A 17,908-nucleotide genomic window follows, 5' to 3' on the forward strand; every position below is an offset into this window, starting at 1 on the left:
GGGCGTCGCCCCCCCATTTTCTGGCAAAAAGTTTTATAGGGCCGGAACCATCTCAGGTCTCATGGCGCAAGAGTCATCTGCGTGGGATCGTTTTCTATAACATCGAAGCGCTTCGTGGAGAAAAGGTTCGGATCTTCGACACCACCCTCCGGGATGGTGAACAGACCCCCGGCGTCTCCCTGACCCCGGAAGAGAAGATCACCATCGCTCGGCAGCTCGATAAGCTCGGCGTCAACGTCATCGAGGCCGGTTTTCCGGTATCTTCTCGCGGCGATTTCGAGGCGGTGAAGATGGTGGCTGCCGAAGGGCTTTCTGCCGACGTCTGCGGCCTTGCAAGGATCATCAGAAAGGATATCGACGCCTCCCTGGACGCCGGTGTCGATATGGTCCACGTCTTCGTCTCCACATCGGAGATCCAGATCCAGCACACCATCAAAAAGAGCCTCCAGGAGATAGTCGCCCAGTCGGTGGAGGCGGTAGAGTACGTAAAAGATCACGGGAGGATCTGCCTCTTCTCGGCGATGGACGCCACAAGAACGCCCCTTCCCTTCCTCAAGGAGATCTTCGGGGCGGTAGAGGGGGCGGGCTGCGACATCATCAACATCCCCGACACCGTGGGGGTGGCGGTTCCTACGACCTTCTACAGGCTGGTGAAGGAGATCTGCGAGGGGACGAAGAATATGGTGGTGGACGTCCACTGCCACAACGACTTCGGCCTGGCCGTCGCCAACAACCTCGCCGCCTTCGAGGCGGGGGCTAGAGAGGTCCAGGTGGCGGCCAACGGCCTGGGGGAGCGGGCCGGCAACGCCAACCTCGCCGAGACGGTGATGTCCCTCACCTCGATGTACGGGGCGGTGACCTCCATCAATACCCCTTACCTCTACGAGACGGCGAAGCTCGTCGAGAGGCTCTCGGAGGTGAGGATTTCGAGGACGGCGCCCATCGTCGGCGAGAATGCCTTCGCCCACGAGAGCGGTATCCACAGCCACGGCGTCCTGGAGAGGACCGACACCTTCGAGCCTGGTATCATGACCCCGGAGATGGTGGGGCACAAGAGGAGAATCGTCCTCGGAAAGCATACCGGAAGACACGCCGTCAAAAAGTCCCTTTCGGAGATGGGGTACACCCCCGACGACGGGCAGCTGCAGGAGATCCTGGAGAGGGTGAAAGACCTGGGGGACAAGGGTAAGTGCGTCACCGGTGCCGACCTCCAGACGATCGCAGAGGTGGTCATAGGCGAGCTGGCGAGGGAGAAGCAGGCGGTGATCCTGAAGGAGCTGGCGGTGATGACAGGAAACACCCTCACATCTACGGCGACGGTTAGGGCCGTCGTCCGGGGCGAGGAGAAGGTCCTTGCCGACATCGGCGTAGGCCCCGTCGACGCCGCCCTCAACGCAGTCCGGGGGATCCTGGGAGACGAGACCGCCGTCAAGATCAGCGACTTCCGGATCGAGGCGATTACCGGCGGGTCCGACGCCCTCGCCGAAGTGGTGATCGGCGTCGAGAACGGCCGCCTCGGAAGGAAGGTGACGGCGAGATCTGCAAGAGAGGATATAGTTATGGCCTCGGTGGAGGCGCTGATCAACGCCATAAACAGGCTTATGCTCCTGGAGGAAGACGAAATTTGAGCAGAGGAAAATTCGAGGTGATAGACACTCACTGTCACCTCGACTTCAAGAACTTCAACAAGGACAGAGACGAGGTGATCAGGAGGGCTCTTGATGCCGGGGTGACGACGATGATAAACTCAGGCATCGACCTCAAGACCAACCGAAAGACCCTGGAGCTTGCGAAGAAGTACGATTTCATCCGGCCGACCCTGGGTCTCAATCCCAACGGCCTCGGGGAGACGACGGACGCCGAGGTGGCCGCCACCCTGGAACAGATCCGATCTCACGCCGAAGAGATCGTCGGCGTTGGGGAGGCGGGGCTCGACTACTACCGATGCCCCGACGAGAAGGGGCGGGTTCGGCAGCGAGAGGTATTCGGAAAAGTCGTCGAATTGGCGAGAGGGCTGGACCTCCCTCAGGTGATCCATGCGAGGCTCGCCGAAGACGAGGCCTTCGATATGGTCAAAGACCTGAATAAGGTCGTCTTTCACTGCTACAGCGGCACAGTGGGGACGATGAGAGAGGCTCTCGACCGGGGATTCTACATATCCCTCGCCACCGTCGTCTGCAAGTCCGCCCAGCACCAGGTCCTGGCGCGGCAGGTCCCCCTCGACCGGCTCCTCATCGAGACCGACAGCCCCTTTCTCTCTCCGAAGAGGGGCAGGAACGAACCTGCCTACGTCCTCGACGGCCTCAGCCTCATCGCCAGGATAAAGGACCTCCCGGCCGAAGATGTGGCGAAGGCCACCACCGCCAACGCCAGAAGGATATTCAACCTCTGAAGTGCCGCCGGCATAGAGGGTCGCCTCCCACGGACACGGGGCCCGAGATCGGATCGTTTCGGCTACCCCCCTGTTATTTAATTTTTTCTTTATATTTATTTTCTGGAGAGCTTTCTTAGACTTGAGACGGAAAATTATAATAGATCGGTCAGAAAACCGATATGTAACCTAGATGGAACAGTGATCCGATGCCGATACGCTTCGAACACATAATGAAGTATCTGGGCTCCAAGAAGGAGAAGGGGAGGAAGAAGATCGGCCTTTTGGTCGACGGCCCCAACATGCTCCGAAAGGAGTTCCAGATCGACCTGGAGGAGATCAGAGACATCCTGAAGGACTACGGCGACATCAAGGTGGGGCGGGTCTTTCTGAACCAGTACGCCTCCGAGAAGCTGGTGGAGGCCGTAGAGAACCAGGGGTTTGAGCCGGTGATCTGCACCAGCGACGTCGACGTGAGGTTGGCGGTGGAGGCGATGGAGATGATATACAACCCGGTGATAGACACCATCGCCCTCGTCACAAGAGACGCAGACTTCAAGCCCGTCCTCTTGAAGGCGATGGAGCACGGCAAAGAGACGGTGATCTTCGGGGCGGAGCCCGGCTTCTCCGTCGCCCTGAAGAACTCCGCCGATTACGTCATCGTCCTTCGGAACGGCGAGTACGTGGTGGAGTGATGGTAACGATTTAGATGTATCGTTCTGCCAACAGCGATTTGCCAGCAGCTATTTGTATCCCCTCTTTCAGACGGATGGCAAAAAGGCAGAAGCTCGAGGATGGTGATATGGAGGCAAAGGAGTTCTTCGGAGGCGCGGGGCGGGCCAGCGCCGGGAGGCTATCTCTTAAGGCCGGACGGCAAAGAGAGGGGGGCCGCGAGGATAGGTGGAACGATCCGGACCCCTGGGACGAGGATCGGATCTCTTCTTCTGGCGGATTTCGGCTTCCTGTGACGTACTCGGGGATGATCCTCGCCTTATGCGTCATCCTCTTCTTCGTCAGGGTTTTGGCCCCAGCTTTCACATTTGACTATCTCGCCCTCAACCCCGCCACAGTCGCATCCCGCCCCTGGACCCTCATCACCCATATGTTCATCCACGCCGACATGGGCCACCTCTTCTTCAACATGCTCTTCCTCTTCTTCTTCGGGATGGAGCTGGAGAATAGGGTCGGCGAGTCGAAGTTCCTCCAGATCTTCATCATATCCGGCATCGTCGGAGCCGTCGGCCAGATGGCGGTCCTCCCGGCGGGCTCCATGGTGGGGGCCAGCGGAGCCCTCTTCGGCGTCATGGGGTGCCTCGCCGTCATCGCCCCGGAGATCAAAGTCCTCCTATTCTTCGTCATACCTCTGAGCATAAGGGCCGCCGTCGTCCTCTTTGCCGTCATAGACTTCACCATGATGGGTTCGGGGGACAGCATCGCCCACATGGCCCACATAACGGGCCTCCTCGCCGGCCTCGCCTTCGGCGGGATGCTGAAAGATCGATACCGTTACAGGTACCGTTAAGCTCTTGTGGGGTCGGCGAAAAGGAAGGCATGAGGGTGACGGGCCGTCAGGGCAGGAAGGCCCTCCCCGCGGAGAATGTGGTGGTAGCCTGGGAGACGAGATCGGAATTATTGTGGGGGAGACGAGCACCCTCGAGTTCAAGTTCTTGATGGCCGGGGAGGCCTCCAGGGGGAGCTACGTCAAGGTGAGAGACGGCTCAAGAGACTGGATCTTCGCCCAGGTGCTGGAGGTCACCAGGTCCAACGTCGCCTACGGCCTCAACTCCATCGACCACGATAACCCCGTGGGGAGTGAGCGGGTCCTCGGATCCGCCCGGGTGATCGCCGTCGCCTCCGGCGGACGGCTGGAGATGCCGATAAACCCGCCCCGCCCCGGCGACCCGGTCCTGAAGGCCGACGACCACCTCATCGAGATGGCCCTGGGGCTGTCGAAGGGAAACCTCTACATAGGGATGCTGGAGGGGCACGACCTGAAGGTGAAGCTCGAAGCCGACACCTTCGTCCAGAAGCACTGCAGCATCCTCGCCAAGACCGGGAGCGGAAAGTCCTATACTGCGGCCGTCGTCCTCGAAGAGCTCCTGGAGAAGGATGTCGCCCTCCTGATAATCGACCCCCACGGCGAGTACGCCTCCATGAAGCAGAAGAACACCAAGGGAGAGTTCGCCAGGTTCGAGGTCAAGCCGAGGGGCTACGACGTCACCGTCTACTCTCCCGCAAGCCAGGCCGTCGCCCCCGGCGCCGACCGGCGGTTCCGGTTCAACGGCAAGAACATGACCGCCAGGGAGCTATCGGCGATGCTCCCCGAGGACGTCAACAACAGTCAGAGGGGGGTCCTCTACGAGGCGATAAAGATCCTCAGCTCCGATGGAGGCGACTACGAGCTCGAGGACGTCATCGCCCAGGCGGAGAAGGACACCAGCAAGGCTAAGTGGGGGCTCATCGGCCACCTGGAAGCCCTGGAGGATCTGGGGATATTCTCGGGGAAGGGGACGGAGCTCGGCGACCTCCTCCAGAGGGGGAAGGCCTCCATCATCGAGATGACCGGCGTCCCCCCGGACCTCCAGGGGATGATCGTCGCAAAGCTCCTCTCGGACCTCTTCGAGGCGAGGAAGAGGGGGAAGGTCAACCCCGGGATGGTCGTCGTGGAGGAGGCCCACAACTACATCCCCGAGAGGGGGAGCGGCAAAGCCGCCAGCACCGCCGTCATCAGGACGATAGCCGCCGAAGGGCGGAAGTTCGGTCTGGGCCTCCTCGTCATAAGCCAGAGGCCGGCGAGGGTCGATAAAAACGTCATATCCCAGTGCAACACCCAGATCATCCTCCGGGTGACAAACCCCAACGACCTGCGGGCCCTCAGCAAGGGGATCGAGGGTATGAGCTCTGAGCTGGAGGAGGAGATCAAGAGGCTCCCACCGGGGACGGCGATGGTGGTCAGCAGCGAGATCGAGCACCCCGTCAGCGTCAAGATCAGGCCGAGGAAGAGCAGGCACGGCGGGGTGAGCACGCCGATCGTCGGCGAGAAGGCAAGAGTCCCAGCGGGGACCGGGGGGGGAGGGAAGGCGGCCGCCTCTCAGGCGGGGGTGCCGGGCAAAAGAGGGGCACCAGAGGCGAAGGCAGATAAGAAAGACGGTGGCGGGAGCTTTCTGCGGAAGATCCTGGGGAAATGATCCATTTTTTGATACCATTCAGGATATGAGAGCCGGGTTTTTCATCCTCATGAGGAGTATCGAGGCCGAAAGAGCCGCCGCCGCCCCGAACAAGAAGGTCGCTTCGGGGCTGAGATACTGCCATAAAGCTCCTGCCAGAAGCCCTGAGGCTATAGCAGCGGTTCCTACTGCACCGTAGTATACCCCAAGCCCCGTCCCCCTCGCCTCGGCCCGGCATAAATCCGAGACGAAGGCCCTCTCAGCGCCGTCGACGATGGCGAAGACGAGGCCATAAAGGGCGAAGAGGAGGACGAGGACCATCGTCGAAGATACCAGGGCGAATCCGAAGGATACGAGGGCGAAGAGGGCATAGCCGATGGAGAGAACCCTCTTTCTTCCGACCCGGTCCGACCATGACCCGCTGGGGATCGAGAAGGTTGTGTAGACCAGATTGAATAGGATGTAGAGGAGGAGGGGGGCGGCGACGGCCATATCACTCGTGAAGAACTCCCCGGACCGGAGGATGAAGAACATGTAGCTGAAGTTTCCCAGGGCGAAGAGGGATGCTATGCCTACGAAGGGGACGAGGGTGGGAGAGAGGTCTGAAATCCCGGGACTGAGGCAGCCAGCGGGATATCTGGGGATCTCCTTGACGGGGACGAGGGGGATGAGGGCGACGAAGGCTAAGAGCCCGGCTCCAAGGAAGATGCTCTTGAAGTCCAACCCCTCCTGCCAGAGGAGGAAGGCGATGATCGAACCCGCCACCGCCCCCAGGGAGTCTAGGGCCCGGTGGACGCCAAAGCCCCTCCCCCTCCCTTCCCTCAGAGCCGACTCGGCGATGATGGCGTCCCGGGGCGCCGACCTGATACCCTTCCCCGACCGCTCCATAGTCTTCAGGACGAAGACCTGCTGCCAGCTGGAGGAGAAGGCCAGGAGGAGCTTTCCCGCGGCCGAGATGGCGTACCCCGCCGCCACCAGGGGCTTTCTCCTCCGGAGGCGGTCCGACCACCAGCCGGATAAGATCTTGATGAGGCTCGGCAGGCCTTCGGCCAGGCCCCCGATGAGGCCGATAGCTAGCCCTCCGGCGCCCAAAGATGCGAGGAAGAGGGGGAGGATCGGCTGGATGATCTCGCTGCTGGCGTCGTTCAAGAGGCTCACCAGGCCCAGGAGGTATATGTTCCTCTTCCGTTCTTCCCCTTCGGGAGCATCGGTCAAGGATTGGGTTTATCCCAAAAGACGGCAACAAAGGTTTCGGTCCACCACCTCATCTCTCCTTTGCTCCAGCTATTCTCGAAGGTTGTTTATAGGATGGAACGGTAAAAATATCCGAAGAGAACTCATCGAAGGGACGAAGCCGTTTTGAGGGAGCGCGAAGAGAGATGAAAGGCGGCGGATATCTGGGGGGCTTATCGGCTATGGCGTTACTTTTTATGGTATCCTCTGCACCATCTTTGGCGGTCCCAGAATTCCTCCTCTCCGATTTTTCCGCAGAGCAGGAGTATCCACCAAAGGCTCCGGTGGGCCCGGCTCTGGCGGAATCGGGGCTGGTCCTGGCGGGTAACGGCCTTGCCTTTAACTCCTCGGCCGCCCTGCCCATCACCCTGATGGTGGAGAGGGATCGGATTGTGCGGCCGTCTCACGCCAAGAAGCTCTTCGACGACCTCATTCGGATCGACCCCTCGGGAGGAGCAGGATCAAAGGCAGATGCCCAATCCGACTATAGAGGCCGGATGCTCCTATCCGGGAGGGCTTACATCCTTCGGGAGATCGAGATGTCTGGCAGGGGGGAGGTGAGCGAGCTTAAGGCCGGGGTCTACAAGACGACCTTCACCGGTGATCTGGAGGTCGGACGCCTCTCGATCGAGACGCAGCGGCGGGGGCGCTTCTGGGACGGCCGGGGGACCATGACGTTGGAGGACGGGATGATCCGGGGCGATTACGCCGTCGTTCTGGAGATCTCGCCCCAGACCGAGAGGGCGGAGGAGATCCCCCGGATCGCCACCGTCCCCGGGCCCGATTTACCTCGCAGGATTGCGAAGGGCAGAGCGGGAAGGCCCCACCCTTCAGGGTGGGGATGAAAGCGGAGCCCTTTGCCCTCGGATCCGTCTACTGATAATTAATTAAGCCATGGAGAGAATCTACATTTCGATGCTTAAGGCTTACAAGTTCAGGCTCTATCCCACTAAATCACAGAGAAGCAAGATGGAGCGAACGCTGGACTTGTGTAGATGGGTCTACAATCAAACCCTAGCATACCGGAAAGATGCGTGGGAGAAGGAAGGCAGATCAACCTCAAAATATGAAACCAACAACCTTCTACCCAATTGGAAGGTCGAGAAGCCAGATCTTAATGAGGTGTTCTCCCAGGTTCTTCAGAACACTCAGGAGAGAGTAGATCTTGCCCTGAAAGGCTTCTTCCGCAGAGTTAAGGCCGGAGAGAAACCCGGCTATCCCAGGTTCCGAGGAAGTGGGTGGTATGATTCGTTCACCTATCCTCAATTTGGTTTCAAGCAGCTCTCCGGCAAGCTTCGACTTTCTAAGATCGGAGATATCAAGATCAAGCTCCACAGACCCATCGAAGGCGAGATCAAGAGGTTAACCGTTCGGAGATCTTCGACCGGAAAATGGTTTGCCTGCTTCTCCGTGGAGATCGACGATCCGCCTAAGCCTCCGTGGAAAGACGGATTATCGGTAGGCATAGACATGGGGCTCGAAAGTTTCGCTACGATCTCCAACGGAGAGAAGATCGGTAATCCACGGTTCTTCAGATCTGATGAGAAGGCATTGGCTAAAGCTCAGAGAAGGCTATCAAAATGCGCCAAAGGAACTTCACAGAGAAGGGCAGCCGTTAAGGTAGTACAGCGTGTTCACGAAAGGATCGCTAACAGAAGATACAATTTCGCTCATCAGATAAGCAATCAGTTAGTCTCGAAATATGGTCTGATTGCTTTCGAAGATCTAAATATCAAGAACATGCTCAAAAACCACTGCGTAGCTAAAAGCATATCTGACGCTGCTTGGAGAATGCTAGTAACAACCACTTCATACAAGGCTGAGAGTGCCGGTTCGAAAGTGGTACTGGTAGATCCCAGGAATACGAGTCAGCTATGCTCTAGGTGTGGGGTGAAGGTTCCGAAGTCACTATCGGATCGGGTCCATAAATGTCCTCAGTGTGGGCTTGTCATGGACCGTGACGAGAATGCAGCGATCAACATCCTGAGATTGGGGATGCAATCTCTTCGCAAAAGCGATAGAAGCCCCTCCCTTTAGGGAGGGGAGCATTCACTAAAAAGAACGTCACCATCCTCACGGAGGCGACGGACCGGCAGTAGAGATAGATAGCGAGGATATCAGGATATGAGACGAATAGACTTCATCAAGCTGACCGCCTCTCTTGGGGCGTGCTATCTGGCAGCCTTCATCGGCTCGATCTTCACCGCCCCTGAGATATCCACCTGGTACGCCACCCTGGCGAGGCCTTCCTTCGCCCCCCCCGACTGGGTCTTCGGCCCGGTATGGACCGCCCTCTACACCATGATGGGAATCTCCGCCTACCTCGTCTGGAGGGAGGGGCTGGCAGATCCGAGGGTGAAGGCCGCCATGGCGGTATTCGCCATCCAGCTCGCCGCGAACGTCTCCTGGTCGGCGGCCTTCTTCGGCCTGCGATCGCCCCTGGCGGGGCTCGCCGTCATCCTCCTCCTCTGGGCTCTCATCGCCCTGAACATCCAGAAGTTCAAGGAGGTCTCCAGGACGGCGGGGCTCCTCCTCGTCCCCTACATCCTCTGGGTGAGCTTCGCCATGGTGCTGAACTTCGCCATCTGGAGGCTCAATCCGTAAACGGGACGTCCTCAACCCCTCCGTCGGTGGCGGGACCTGGCGACGGGCCCACCCGTCGCATCAGGCAGAGGTGACCATCATCACCCCGAAGAGCATGTTCAGCGCCATCAGGAGAAGGACGGCCCTCCCCAGGAGCCTGTGGACCCCCCTGACCCGGCCCCTCCTCTCTTTCGCGACTTTCAACTGGAAGTGCCCCAGGGACGGGGTCAGGATCAAAAGGAGGACGACGAAGGCGCCGATATAGGCGTGGGGGACCCGGAAGTGGACCGAGGAGGCCGCAGATATCATGTAGACCGCCACCATCGCTCCTCCTAATGCAACTATAGATCCCGTTATCCCCAGGGCTCTGTGCTTCTTCAGCCAGCCAGGACCCTTTCTCCTGGCGAAGGTCATCCCCCATACCATTAGGAGAAAGCCCAATATTACGAGGGATGCGTGATAGGGCCAGAGCCGTACGATCTCCGCGGAGAGCTCCCCATCGTTTTCGCCGACGGCTGCCAAAGCCGTGCCGACGACGGAGAAGATGGATAGGCAGATGGCTGAGAAGATGGCGTAAAGCGGCCTGTGGAGGCGGCCGGTTTCTGTCCGCTGGTTTGGATCTAGAGACATAACTATAGCACCCAATGCCTTTTATAACTGGATGAAGAGTTGCCTAAATATCTTTAGAGATGAATGTTACAAAAATGATGTAGATCCGCCGGAGGATCACTCCAGCTTCTTGTGGCAGAACCACCAGTCGAAGCACTGGTACTTCGAAAGCCTCTCTTTTGCGGTCTTCTCGTCGGAGGGCGGAGGTATTATCACCTCGTCTCCCAGGAGGTCGTTATTCGGCCAGTTGGCAGGCATTGCCACCTTATTATCGTCTGATATCTGGAGGGCTCTGACGGCTCTCATTATCTCGTCCATGTTCCTTCCGATCTCCTGAGGGTAGTAGAGCATCAGCCTTATGAGCCCTTCTGGGTCCACCACGAAGACCGCTCTGACGGTGTTCGTCCCCTTCCCGGGATGGACCATCCCGAGCTTTGCGGCGACTGGGCCAGTGTCGGCGATGATGGGAAAACCGATCTCGACGTTCATATTCTCCCGGATCCACTCCGTCCACTTCATGTGGGAGTGAACCTGGTCGACGGAGATGCCGATGAGGCGGCAGTTGAGCTTCTCAAAGTCTTCTCTCATCTTCTCGAAGGCTATGAACTCGGTGGTGCATACCGGGGTGAAGTCTCCGGGATGGCTGAAGAGGACGAACCACTTACCCTTAAAGTCCCCCGGAATCTTCATCCTGCCGTGTGTGGTCTGAACCTCCATATCCGGGACCTTCTCCCCCAGGAGGGGGATCCCCACCCTTCCTTCGTGTTCCATATCTATCTACCTCCTCCATTTACTAGGGTTCATATCCTATTAAATTTTATGATCGAAAAATTACCACCTAACCCGGACCAGAAAGTCAATTTCTTTGAGCCTCGATCAACGATAAACCGACGAAGGGACGGCTGCTAAAAGGGCGCCCTCCCCATCAAAAACTGCGGCCAGAGATTTAAATCGAATAGACCCGGAGAGAAAAGCCTATAACTTCGCCGCCCTACTTCCCATCCCATGACCGCTCTCCTGGAGATAAAGGGCCTATCGAAGAGCTTCTCGGTGAAGGGGAAGAGCTTCGAGGCGCTTCGCGACGTCAACCTCTCGGTGGGGGAGAAAGAGTTCATCTGCCTCCTGGGACCCTCCGGATGCGGCAAGACGACCCTTCTGCGAATCATGGCCGGCCTTGAGAAGGCGACGAGCGGCGCGGTCCTCCTGGACGGCGCCCCCATCGAGGGTCCTGGGCCCCAGAGGGGTATGGTCTTTCAGGAGTACTCCCTCTTCCCCTGGAGGACGATCATAGACAACGTCGCCTTCGGCCTGGAGCTGCGGGGCGTCCCGAAGGATGAGAGGCGAGAGAAGGCCCGAAGGTACATCAATGCCGTCGGCCTCGAGGGGTTTGAGAACAGCTACCCCCACGAGCTCTCCGGCGGCATGAAGCAGAGGGTCGCCATCGTGAGGGCCCTGGTGAACAACCCTCGGGCTCTGTTCATGGATGAGCCCTTCGGCGCCCTCGACGCCCAGACGAGGAACGTCATGCAGTCGGAGCTCCTGCGGATCTGGCAGGAGCAGCAGAAGACCGTCGTCTTCGTCACCCACAGCGTCGACGAGGCGATATACCTGGCGGACAGGGTGGTTATCATGTCCGCCCGCCCCGGCCGGATCAGCGAGATCATAGATATCGAGATTCCAAGGCCCCGGATCAGGACCAGCGCCGAGGTGAACAGGTTCAGGGAGAGGATCCTTCATGACCTGCGGTCCCTGAGAAAAGACTGACCAAATTTTTTCTTCCATGTCCATCATACCTCTCTATTCGTCTATCCTGGCCGCAGCATCTGGACGGTGGAGGACCTGCCCATGGAGGAGGCATTATATTCGATGGGCAGTTTATATTCGAGGGAGCGTTTATATTCGTAGAGATACGAAATTCGTCAGAGCTGGTGAGACCGTTGACTAGATCCAAATGGATGGAGCTTCCGCGGCTGGTGGTCGTCGGCAGCGGCGTCGCGATGGAGGTGGCCGACGTCTGTTGCAACCTCAAACTGAAGGGCGGAGCTCTCATCGTCACCGGCCCCAAGACCTGCGAGCTGGCGGGAGGAGAGATCTCCCAGCGGATGGAAGAAGGCGGCTTTGAGACCGACCTGATGATCACAAAAATCTCAAAAATCGAAGAGGTGGAGAGGGCCGAAAGGATGGCGGCGGAGATGGAGGCCGGCTTTCTCATAGGTGTGGGCGGCGGAAGATCGATAGACGTCGCCAAGCTCGCCTCGGATAGGGCGGGGGTCCACTTCGTCTCCGTCCCCACCGCCGCATCCCACGACGGGATCTGCTCAGCTCAGGCCTCCCTCACCATCGACGGCGAGACGACATCCGTCTCCGCCCAGGCCCCCCTGGGGATCATAGCCGACACCGCCATAATTTCTAAAGCCCCCAAGAGGCTTCTGGCCGCCGGATGCGGCGATATCATCTCCAACATCACCGCCATAAAAGACTGGAAGCTCGCCTTCAGGCTCCGGGGCGAGGAGTACAGCGAGTACGCCTCTGCCCTCTCGGAGATGACGGCGAGGATGATAGTCGAGTCCGCTCCCTCCTTGAAGCCGGGGCTGGAGGAGTCGGCGAGGGTCGTCGTCAAGGCCCTCCTATCCAGCGGCGTCGCCATGTCCATAGCCGGCTCCTCGCGCCCCGCCAGCGGCTCGGAGCATAAGTTCGCCCACGCCGTAAACCAGATCGAACCCGGAAGAGCCCTCCACGGCGAGCTCTGCGGCCTGGGCACCATCGTCATGATGTACCTCCACGGAGGCGACTGGGAGATGATCCGGGAAGCTCTCCGGGAGGTGGGGGCGCCCACATCCGCCTCCGAGATCGGACTTCATGAGGAGACGGTGATCGAGGCGCTCACATCTGCCCACAAGATCCGACCGGAGCGGTACACCATCCTCGGCTCCGGCCTCACACGAGAGGCGGCCGCCGCGGCCGCTCGAAAGACAAAAATATTATAATTATCAACTTGAGGCTAAGACCATGTCCGAAGCAGCTACACAGATCACCCTGATAGGAACCAAGCTCGCGACGATCGGGATGGAGTTTGTATTCAACTCCCCCTCACCGGAATGCGAGACCTGCAAGCTCAGAAACACCTGCACCAACCTCGAGTCGGGGAGGAGGTACCGGATCCTGGGCGTCCGTGGGGAGCTGGTCCACGAATGCCCCATCCACGAGGCGGGGGTCCGGGCGGTGGAGGTGATAGAAAGCCCCATCATCGCCGCCATCGACGCCAGGAAGGCCTTCGCAGGCTCCAAGACCGTCCTGGAACCCCCGAGATGCGACGTGTACGATTGCACCATGTACGAGCTCTGCCACCCCGTCGGCCTGAAGGAGGGGGACCGGTGCACCATCGTCGAGGTGGCTGGGGAAGCCCCCGAGGATTGTGAGGTGGGAAACAAGCTGAAGCTGGTGGAGCTGAGGCGCTGAAGGGCGTACGGCTCAGATTAATTTTTCACCATCGGTCCGTCATTTTTTAGGTTTCGACCATGAGGAAGCGATTGACCTACTCGCGCAACATCTTCATACCCGTCACCGACGTCTGCAGGAACAGGTGTGACTACTGCTCCTTTCGGCGGGACGATGGGAGGATAATCCGCCGCCAGGAGGCGGCCGACCTCCTGGACCGAGGGGCGGAGGCGGGGTGTACCGAGGCGCTCTTCTCCCTGGGGGAGGCGCCGATGGAGGCGGAAGGCTTCTTCCGCCTCTTGAGGCTGACGGGCGCAGGCGGCCTCATCGACTACCTCATCGAGCTCTCGGAGCTGGCCCTGGAGAGGGGCCTGCTCCCTCATACCAACGCTGGCCTCCTATCGAAGGAGGAGATGAAGAGGCTCGCTCCCTACAACGGCAGCATGGGACTGATGCTCGAGACGACGGCCGAGGTGGAAGCCCACCGGTCCTCCCCGGGAAAGAGTCCCCGGCTGAGGGTGGAGGCGATCTCCGCGGCGGGAGAGCTCTCGATACCCTTCACCACCGGGATTTTGGTGGGGATCGGAGAGACGGCGGAGGATCGGGTCCGATCTATCCAGGCGATAAAAGAGATCCACGAGGTTTACGGCCACATTCAAGAGGTGATCGTCCAGCCCTTCGACCCGAAGCCGGATACCCCCATGGCTTGCACCCCTCCGTCGACAGCTGAGGTCCTGGCGGAGACGGTGAGGATGGCGAGATCGATCTTGCCGCCGGAGGTCGCCGTCCAGGCGCCGCCGAACCTCGCCGACCCCCTGCCGCTGGTGGAGGCGGGGGCCTGCGATCTGGGAGGGATAAGCCCCGTCACCCCTGACTGGATCAACCCCGATAGGCGTTGGCCCACCCTCGAGGATCTACAGACCCAGCTCGCCGGCTTCGATCTCCTGGAGAGGCTCGCCGTCTACCCCCGTTATATCGACCTTGGCTGGTACGGCGAGAAGACCAGAGATCTGGTGAGGAGGCTCGCGGGGCCCGACGGCCTCCTTCGGCGGGATCGACCTTGATAGCCGGATTGATATGCATGATCAGGTCCGCAAATGATATCTCAGAGCAGAGCAGAGCTGGGGGGGTATGAGCAAGAAGTCTCTTGAGATCGGCGTCAGCTGTGGACTGGTCTTTCTTATGATAGCCCTGATGATCCTGGTGCAGACGGCGGCGCCCGAGCCCCTCCGGCCGGCGGGGTTCGTTCTCGCGGTTATGGTCTTCATCTTTCTGATGGGCGGGGCCGGGTTTCGGCTTATAAACGTCGAGTAGCGAAATATGATATGTCAAGACAGAGATATCAAATTCGAGGAGTAGCATACCTCTTTGACGAGGGCGAGATATGGGCATCTTGGACAAGTTGATGGGCAGGTCTGGCGATGAGGATTACGTGAACATAGACCTGGGGCAGTTCGAGGAGGTCTCCGCGGGGAGCTCCTCGGAGATTCTGGTGAGGATGGCGGAGCTGAACGACCTCGACGTTCTCCCCGATATAAAGGCGCAGATCGAGAGGGGGAACGTCGTCCTGGTGGACATCTCCCCTCTGAGGAGGGAGAAGGGCCTCCTCGATGAGGCGATCGGCGAGCTGAAGGACGTCGTAGAGGATCTCAGGGGCGACATCGCGGGGCTCGGAGACAACCTGGTGATAGTCGTCCCCAGGAGGATGAGGATCGATCGGGAGAACGTCCTGGGGGGGGAGGATTGAAGGCGAAGACGACCTCGAGCTGCCCCATCTGCTCCGCCGAGATCACTTTCGACTGGGAGACGAAGGATATCCCCCACTTCGGCGAGGCGATGATCATCGCCGGGGTCTGCGGCGGTTGCGGCTTCAAGCTCAGTGACACCATCCTCCTTTCTCAGGGGGAGCCGGTGAGGTACGCCATCACCATCGAGGGGGCGGAGGACCTGAACGCCCGGGTGATCAGGTCCACCAGCGGAACGATCAGAATTCCGGAGCTGGGGATCGACGTGCAGCCCGGCCCCGCCTCGGAGGCGTACATCTCCAACGTCGAGGGGGTCCTTCAGAGGGTACGAGATATCGTCCTCTTCGCCACCCGGTCCGCCCGGGACGCCGGGGCGGAGGAGAACGTCTGCCGGGGCGAGTTCATCCTGGAGAAGATCGAGAGGGCGATGGAAGGGGAAGGGCCGCTGACGGTGATCCTGGAAGACCCCCTGGGTAACAGCGCCATAGTCTCCGAGAAGGCGTCCTCGACTAAGCTCACCCCCGAAGAGTGCGAGGGGCTCGAGACCGGGATGATCATCCTCGACTCCCCCGCATGACCGGCGAGGCCCAGGGAGGCGGATAGACTGATAGTCCTCAGCGGCGGGACCGGTACCCCGAAGCTCCTGGCGGGCCTGCAGAAGGTGCTGCCACCGTCGGAGGTGACCGTCGTCGCCAACACCGCCGACGACCTCTGGATCTCCGGAAACCTCGTATCCCCGGACCTGGACACCATCGTCTACACCCTGGTGGGGATGATCGACCGCAGGAAATGGTGGGGGATCGAAAAAGACTCTTTTAATACCCACAACTTCCTCAAAAGCTTGGGCCATCAAGAAATCCTCGCCCTCGGCGACCTCGACCGCGCCGTTCACATATTCCGCTCCGACCTCCTCAGGGAAGGTTTCTCCCTCAGCGAAGCGACGCAGAGGCTCTGCCGGGCCCTGAAGGTCGAGGAGAAGGTCGTCCCCATGACCGACGATCCCGTATCCACCGTCATATCGACCCCCGAGGGGGAGATGGACCTGCAGGAGTTCTGGGTCGGCCGGGGGGGGCGACCGGAGGTGACGGGGGTGAGGTACCGCGGCATCGGAGAGGCCCGCCCCTCCCCCGAATTCATCGCCGCCCTGAAGAAAGCGGCAGAGAAAGGCGAGCCGGTCCTGATAGGACCGAGTAACCCCGTCTCCAGCATCGGGCCGATCCTCGCCCTCCGGGGGGTCCGGGACCTCCTGGGAGGTTGTGAGGTAAAGATCCCAGTCGTCGCCGTCAGCCCCCTCGTCGGCGGACGGCCCGTCAGCGGACCCGCCGCCAAGTTCATGCGGGCCCGGGGCTATCCCGTCACCGACGGTGGCGTCGCCGAGATCCTGGGGTGCGTCGACCTGATGGTGGTCAGCCCCGGAAGCGATTATCTGGGACCCTCCGTGAGGCTGAACACCGTGATGAAAGACGAGGCGGAGAGCCTGAGGCTGGCCAAGGAGATCGTGGATATCCTTGATGGCAAGGTGGAGAAGGAAGCGGAGGCGGTCTAAGATGTTTATCGGCGTCGATCACGGGACTAGGGCGATCAGGTTTGCCAACACCGACGGCAAATGCTTCGTCATCCCGAGGGAGGAGGCGGGCCGCCTCGCCCCCGCAGAGATCGCCGACAGGATCAGAGAGGCCTTCGATCTCGGCGATGGCGGCGCCGGCGGCGCCGAGAAGGTCGACCTCCTCGCCCTCTGCTACTCCATGGGCGACGGGATCTGTGAGATCGTTCGGATCGAGGACGCCGAGAATCGGGGGGTGATCAGCCAGGACGGCGCGGGCCTGCACGTCGGGGGCGGGACGAACGTCTTCGACGCCGTCCGCGAGGCGAAATGGCCCGCGATCCTTCTGCCCGGGATTCACGACCGCTCCGATATCGACCCCAGGATGCGGGTATTCTCCCACGGCGCGAGCCCCGAGAAGGTGGGGCTCGCCTACAAGGTGAGAAAGGACGGCCCGGAGGATTTCATCATCTCCGACGCCAGCTCCAACGTCGTCACCATCGGCGTCGCCGCTGGAAAGATCGTCGGGGCCATCGACGCCCCTATCTTCGCCCCAGGGCTCCTGCACGGGCCGCTAGACGTCGCCGCCATCAGAAAGGTTGACGCCGACGAGATGACCGCCAACGAGGCCTTCACCCGGGGCGGGATCCTCCGGAAGCGCGGCCTCACCCTCAAGGGCTGCACCGATGAAGAGAAGGAGGCGGCCTTCGAATCCCTCGCTCTCTACGTCGCCATGGAGGTATCCGCCATGGCCGTCCTCCTCCGGGACCATGGCGCAGCGAAACCGGCGCTCTACCTGGCAGGCGACCCCGCCCCCCGGATCGCGGGGAGGGTCTCGCAGCTTCTGGGGCGCGAGGTTCTGGCGCTCGAGAGCTGCGATGCGGCCCTCGGCTGCGCGCTGATCGCGAAGGATGTGTATAATGGGGCGAGGGAGGTGCTGGGGATCGGGGTGGATGGGAGGGTGTGGGGGTAGCTGAGCCACGTAGCTTAACTTGCGAAAACTTGGCGTTTATGTGATAAAGCGCCTACTTTTAGACTGAAGGATGCCAGGGGCTGAGAACATTCAGCGTAATACTGAGAGGATAAAAATAGAACCCACATTCCGCGTTTTGAACTTAGAAGTCCTGAATTTCTCTCTGTAAATATCCACAACATTTTTTAATAATAGCATCCAAGGCACCTCGAAGGTAAGTAGCATGGATGTGGACGTCCAATCATA

At 60.1% G+C, this 17,908-nt stretch carries 20 protein-coding genes; 17 read left to right on the forward strand and 3 right to left on the reverse strand.

Features of this window, described 5'->3' with window-relative positions:
- Positions 1-77 precede the first annotated feature (77 nt).
- The 5 genes from P0O24_RS08380 to P0O24_RS08400 all read left to right on the forward strand — a co-directional run bounded on the left by P0O24_RS08380 (position 78) and on the right by P0O24_RS08400 (position 5,559).
- A complete protein-coding gene (locus P0O24_RS08380; protein ID WP_394356752.1) occupies positions 78-1,628 on the forward strand; it encodes a 2-isopropylmalate synthase in 1,551 nt (516 codons plus the stop codon).
- Positions 1,625-2,392 (forward strand): TatD family hydrolase, encoded by a 768-nt coding sequence (locus tag P0O24_RS08385; RefSeq protein WP_316969298.1) that lies wholly within the window; start codon positions 1,625-1,627, stop codon positions 2,390-2,392. Before P0O24_RS08380 ends, P0O24_RS08385 begins: the two co-directional genes overlap by 4 nt.
- A gap of 188 nt (positions 2,393-2,580) precedes the next feature.
- Complete coding sequence (locus P0O24_RS08390; protein WP_316969299.1) at positions 2,581-3,066, forward strand: TIGR00288 family NYN domain-containing protein; 486 nt, start codon at positions 2,581-2,583, stop codon at positions 3,064-3,066.
- 74 nt (positions 3,067-3,140) lie between these two features.
- Entirely contained in the window at positions 3,141-3,893 is a 753-nt protein-coding gene (locus tag P0O24_RS08395; protein ID WP_316969300.1) for a rhomboid family intramembrane serine protease, read from the forward strand.
- Positions 3,894-4,005: 112 nt separating this feature from the next.
- The gene (locus tag P0O24_RS08400; RefSeq protein ID WP_316969301.1) at positions 4,006-5,559 is read left to right on the forward strand and encodes an ATP-binding protein; all 1,554 of its coding nucleotides are present in this window, start codon (positions 4,006-4,008) and stop codon (positions 5,557-5,559) included.
- A gap of 18 nt (positions 5,560-5,577) precedes the next feature.
- Here the strand turns inward: P0O24_RS08400 and P0O24_RS08405 are convergent, their stop codons facing one another.
- The gene (locus tag P0O24_RS08405) at positions 5,578-6,753 is read right to left on the reverse strand and encodes an MFS transporter (protein ID WP_316969302.1); all 1,176 of its coding nucleotides are present in this window, start codon (positions 6,751-6,753) and stop codon (positions 5,578-5,580) included.
- 215 nt (positions 6,754-6,968) lie between these two features.
- Between P0O24_RS08405 and P0O24_RS08410 the strand changes: the two genes are divergently transcribed.
- The 3 genes from P0O24_RS08410 to P0O24_RS08420 all read left to right on the forward strand — a co-directional run bounded on the left by P0O24_RS08410 (position 6,969) and on the right by P0O24_RS08420 (position 9,375).
- A complete protein-coding gene (locus P0O24_RS08410) occupies positions 6,969-7,616 on the forward strand; it encodes a hypothetical protein (RefSeq protein ID WP_316969303.1) in 648 nt (215 codons plus the stop codon).
- Positions 7,617-7,686: 70 nt separating this feature from the next.
- Positions 7,687-8,808, forward strand: coding sequence for an RNA-guided endonuclease InsQ/TnpB family protein (locus P0O24_RS08415; protein WP_316969304.1), 1,122 nt, complete (start codon positions 7,687-7,689; stop codon positions 8,806-8,808).
- A gap of 87 nt (positions 8,809-8,895) precedes the next feature.
- Positions 8,896-9,375 carry a TspO/MBR family protein gene (locus P0O24_RS08420; RefSeq protein ID WP_316969305.1) on the forward strand — a complete coding sequence of 160 codons (480 nt, stop codon included), beginning with the start codon at positions 8,896-8,898 and terminating at the stop codon, positions 9,373-9,375.
- Positions 9,376-9,435: 60 nt separating this feature from the next.
- Here P0O24_RS08420 and P0O24_RS08425 read toward each other — a convergent pair whose 3' ends face one another.
- Both P0O24_RS08425 and P0O24_RS08430 read right to left on the reverse strand, forming a co-directional pair.
- Positions 9,436-9,984 carry a cytochrome b family protein gene (locus tag P0O24_RS08425; RefSeq protein WP_316969306.1) on the reverse strand — a complete coding sequence of 183 codons (549 nt, stop codon included), beginning with the start codon at positions 9,982-9,984 and terminating at the stop codon, positions 9,436-9,438.
- A 96-nt stretch (positions 9,985-10,080) separates the two neighbouring features.
- A complete protein-coding gene (locus tag P0O24_RS08430; RefSeq protein ID WP_316969307.1) occupies positions 10,081-10,734 on the reverse strand; it encodes a peroxiredoxin in 654 nt (217 codons plus the stop codon).
- A gap of 234 nt (positions 10,735-10,968) precedes the next feature.
- On the opposite strand from P0O24_RS08430, the gene P0O24_RS08435 reads away from it, so the two are divergent.
- The 9 genes from P0O24_RS08435 (at position 10,969) to P0O24_RS08475 (ending at position 17,662) form a co-directional block, all read left to right on the forward strand.
- Positions 10,969-11,727: an ABC transporter ATP-binding protein gene (locus P0O24_RS08435; RefSeq protein ID WP_316969308.1), complete on the forward strand. Its 759-nt coding sequence runs from the start codon at positions 10,969-10,971 to the stop codon at positions 11,725-11,727.
- A gap of 191 nt (positions 11,728-11,918) precedes the next feature.
- Positions 11,919-12,950, forward strand: a complete 1,032-nt coding sequence (locus tag P0O24_RS08440) for an NAD(P)-dependent glycerol-1-phosphate dehydrogenase (protein WP_394356753.1) — start codon at positions 11,919-11,921, stop codon at positions 12,948-12,950.
- Between the two features lie 22 nt (positions 12,951-12,972).
- Positions 12,973-13,422, forward strand: a complete 450-nt coding sequence (locus P0O24_RS08445) for a UPF0179 family protein (protein WP_316969310.1) — start codon at positions 12,973-12,975, stop codon at positions 13,420-13,422.
- 71 nt (positions 13,423-13,493) lie between these two features.
- Positions 13,494-14,465, forward strand: a complete 972-nt coding sequence (gene cofG, locus P0O24_RS08450) for a 7,8-didemethyl-8-hydroxy-5-deazariboflavin synthase subunit CofG (RefSeq protein ID WP_316969311.1) — start codon at positions 13,494-13,496, stop codon at positions 14,463-14,465.
- A 67-nt stretch (positions 14,466-14,532) separates the two neighbouring features.
- Positions 14,533-14,715 carry a hypothetical protein gene (locus P0O24_RS08455; protein ID WP_316969312.1) on the forward strand — a complete coding sequence of 61 codons (183 nt, stop codon included), beginning with the start codon at positions 14,533-14,535 and terminating at the stop codon, positions 14,713-14,715.
- A 70-nt stretch (positions 14,716-14,785) separates the two neighbouring features.
- Complete coding sequence (locus tag P0O24_RS08460) at positions 14,786-15,148, forward strand: cell division protein SepF (RefSeq protein ID WP_316969313.1); 363 nt, start codon at positions 14,786-14,788, stop codon at positions 15,146-15,148.
- Positions 15,145-15,723 carry a ZPR1 zinc finger domain-containing protein gene (locus P0O24_RS08465; protein ID WP_316969314.1) on the forward strand — a complete coding sequence of 193 codons (579 nt, stop codon included), beginning with the start codon at positions 15,145-15,147 and terminating at the stop codon, positions 15,721-15,723. The genes P0O24_RS08460 and P0O24_RS08465 overlap by 4 nt, the downstream gene beginning before the upstream one ends.
- A 30-nt stretch (positions 15,724-15,753) precedes the next feature.
- Positions 15,754-16,692: a 2-phospho-L-lactate transferase gene (cofD, locus tag P0O24_RS08470; RefSeq protein WP_316969318.1), complete on the forward strand. Its 939-nt coding sequence runs from the start codon at positions 15,754-15,756 to the stop codon at positions 16,690-16,692.
- Between the two features lies 1 nt (position 16,693).
- Positions 16,694-17,662, forward strand: a complete 969-nt coding sequence (locus P0O24_RS08475) for a methanogenesis marker 12 protein (RefSeq protein WP_316969315.1) — start codon at positions 16,694-16,696, stop codon at positions 17,660-17,662.
- Positions 17,663-17,908 lie beyond the last annotated feature (246 nt).

Origin of the sequence: Candidatus Methanocrinis alkalitolerans (assembly GCF_029167205.1) — an archaeon.
In the GTDB taxonomy this organism is placed as follows: Archaea; Halobacteriota; Methanosarcinia; order Methanotrichales; family Methanotrichaceae; genus Methanocrinis; species Methanocrinis alkalitolerans.